This is a genomic window from Moraxella sp. CTOTU48268 (genome assembly GCF_032069585.1).
GTDB classification, from domain to species: Bacteria; Pseudomonadota; Gammaproteobacteria; order Pseudomonadales; family Moraxellaceae; genus Faucicola; species Faucicola cinerea.
Genome location: NZ_DAMALV010000073.1, coordinates 1 through 2,851, shown reverse-complemented (window position 1 = coordinate 2,851; position 2,851 = coordinate 1). Strand labels below are relative to the sequence as shown.

Below are 2,851 nucleotides of genomic sequence, written 5' to 3'. Positions count from 1 at the left end.
TTATTTAAGTCAACAATTAAACTATAGCCCATGGCTAGTAGATGCTTTTAACAAATCAATCCAAGCTTGCCTTGCTGGATGATGCCGTATGCGATGATTCCAAATAAAATAACTATGAATAGGCAATAGATCGTTAAAACAATAACATTGTAAGTTTCCTATCCCTTTAAACTGCTCGTATACAGCTTTTGGTAATAAAGTAATACCAGCGCCCGCACTCACACAGGCTAAAATCGTCGCGTAGCTAGCAATGCTAGTTATTTGTACCTCAACTTGATGTAAGCTTAGCCAATGCGTTAAAGCAGCACGATAAGGGCAACCTACTGGCCACATAAAGATTGGTTGACGTAGTAAATCATGAGCACAGCCCACCCTACCCAACGACGCATGGGCAACCACCACCAAGGCTTCTTGGTAAATCTCTAAAAAATTAATATCAGGTTGATCAGGCTTAACCGCGATGATGGCGCCATCTAACTGTAAATCACTCACCGCTTTGATCAGCATTTGCCAAGTACCTGTACTAAAATCAATATCGACGGATGGGTAACGATCATGGTAGTCAGCTAATAGCTTTGGCAGTCTCGCCGTTGCAAACGATTCTATCGCACCAATTTTTAATGTCCCGGTAGGACTAGCGGTAGGGCCAAGCGCATGACACGCTTCGTCACACAAGCCTAGAATCTGATCAACGTAGCTTAAAAAGGTAATGCCATCTGGGCTAATGACTAACCCCCTACCATGGCGAATAAATAATTGGGTACCAAGCTCATCCTCAAGCTGTTTAAGACGCGTCGTGATGTTTGAAGGCACGCAATGTAACCGCTCAGAGGCTTTTACAATACTGCCTGTTTGTGCCACTGCTTTAAACATTTTTAGCTGTGATAATTCCATCGATCTATTCACTTTTACTGAATGACCAACTCAATATAAGTCATTTGTATTCATCATTCAATTACCGTAATTTAGGCGCTAAGCCTGATAGCAGGTATTTTTTGTGGTTTTAATAAAAATGGGTAATGGAAATGATAGATGCAACCATGGTAGTACTAGGTGGGTTTGCCTTTTGTGCAGGCCTTATTGATGCCAGTGTCGGTGGCGGTGGTCTCGTTCAAATTCCTGCTTTATTAAATGCCCTACCCCATCAAAGCATTGCCACCATTTTAGGCACTAATAAATTAGCCGTTTGGGCCGGTACTGCCAGTGCCATTGGTAGATATATCCCTAATATTGCGTTTAAGTGGCAACTTTTACTCCCTACGCTACTGTCAGCTTTTGTTTTTGCATTTTTAGGGGCTTGCATAATCGATCAGGTGCCACAGACCCTCCTGCGCTATGGGGTGTTTGTGCTATTGATCGTTATGGCGATTTATACGTTTATGAATAAGACGTTAGGCGCCGAGCAGACTAAAGTGTCATGGGGCTTAAAGCAAATTGTATTGGGCATTTTATTTGGCGGATTGATTGGCTTTTACGATGGTATTTTTGGGGCGGGTAGTGGCAGTTTGTTGCTATTTATCTTTGTGAAAGTCTTTGGATTTAATTTTGTGCAAGCGTCTGCTTATACAAAGGTAGTAAATTTAGCGACGTTTACCTCAGCATTGATATTTTTTATCCCGTCAGGACATGTTTTATGGCATATCAGTGGGTTAGTGGCGCTATGTAATGTAAGCGGATCTATCGTTGGGGTTCATTTGGCGCTTAGATATGGTAATGGATTTATCCGATGGTTTTTTTTAATACTTTTGATGGTATTAATCACCCGTATGGCACTGACGCTGTTTTAATTGTCAATTGCTCAAAATGTCTTTGTAATGCACAGTTTTTAAATCATTGTAAGCGCTACAACTGCGACGATCCTTTAATCACAAGCATTATTGTAATAAATACTTTGTCATTCGCTATCTAGTAAATCGGTTTCAACACCACCCTAAACAACCTACATGCAAACTAAGCTAAGCGAAACACGCGCTAAGATTAAATACTATTTAAAGTAAAGCGACACAAAATGTCGTATAGTATGAATGGCTGTATTGGTATATTGCACAATTCATCGGATAATAAATTGCCATTAAAAATTTGATAGGATTTCAATCTATGAATTCAGCACAAGAACAAACAATCACTACATTAGATAGCAAGACTCAGGATATGATTGTTAAATTGACACCGTTTAGTGAAGCACGTTTATTAGAGTCTCTTGTCACCAAACAGCACTTTGTGTTAATTGCCGCGCGTAATGTTGATGAGCTTTCAGACGATGACGGCAACTTGATTGCCAGTCAAATCCGCAGTTATACCCCTGAACGGATTGCACAGATTTTTGATAAGATTGGTGGGGTGCAAACGCCTTTTTATACTACGCCATTAATTACGGATGTAATACCAGTTTACACCTTTGAGCAAATCCTATCAAAAGCAGTCTGGAGTTGTATGTTCACCTTTGATGAGGTAGAGTTTGATGGAATCATCCAACAGATCGGTCAGATAGCCAAGCTTATCAATGTTCATAGTGCAGCAGATGCTCAAGCATTTATTACTACGATGCAAAATGCTGGGTTTAAAACCAAGTGTTCGTTCGCGCTTGATATTGGTACCACGTATTCTGGTAAAAACCCTGAATCAAAGTGCTTTAAATGGCGAGTAGATATTTTCCCATCAGGGCAAGCGGTTTTCGTGGTAGCGCTATTTGATAAGCTAGAAAATGAAAATTTATATGAAGTCCAGCTATCGGTTAGTTTTGAGAAATTAATCAATGTGGTGTTAGGGTGTCGTTAATCTGTCTCTGATAAAACCATGACGGTTCAAATTCAAGTCTATTCTATGACTACTACTGAAAAAATATTAAGAC

At 40.0% G+C, this 2,851-nt stretch carries 3 protein-coding genes; 2 read left to right on the top strand and 1 reads right to left on the bottom strand.

The features are described from left to right. Positions 1–21: 21 nt before the first annotated feature. The gene (locus RT143_RS12200) at positions 22–894 is read right to left on the bottom strand and encodes a LysR family transcriptional regulator (protein WP_313093351.1); all 873 of its coding nucleotides are present in this window, start codon (positions 892–894) and stop codon (positions 22–24) included. A gap of 131 nt (positions 895–1,025) precedes the next feature. On the opposite strand from RT143_RS12200, the gene RT143_RS12195 reads away from it, so the two are divergent. After that, positions 1,026–1,787, top strand: coding sequence for a sulfite exporter TauE/SafE family protein (locus RT143_RS12195; protein ID WP_313093349.1), 762 nt, complete (start codon positions 1,026–1,028; stop codon positions 1,785–1,787). A gap of 310 nt (positions 1,788–2,097) precedes the next feature. After that, positions 2,098–2,778 (top strand): hypothetical protein, encoded by a 681-nt coding sequence (locus RT143_RS12190; protein WP_313093347.1) that lies wholly within the window; start codon positions 2,098–2,100, stop codon positions 2,776–2,778. Positions 2,779–2,851: the final 73 nt, after the last annotated feature.

Bases quoted from the DNA above. Each gene is read 5' to 3' on its own strand.
- RT143_RS12200 (WP_313093351.1), bottom strand. From the start codon at position 894: ATGGAATTATCACAGCTAAAAATGTTTAAAGCAGTGGCACAAACAGGC.
- RT143_RS12195 (WP_313093349.1), top strand. From the start codon at position 1,026: ATGATAGATGCAACCATGGTAGTACTAGGTGGGTTTGCCTTTTGTGCA.
- RT143_RS12190 (WP_313093347.1), top strand. From the start codon at position 2,098: ATGAATTCAGCACAAGAACAAACAATCACTACATTAGATAGCAAGACT.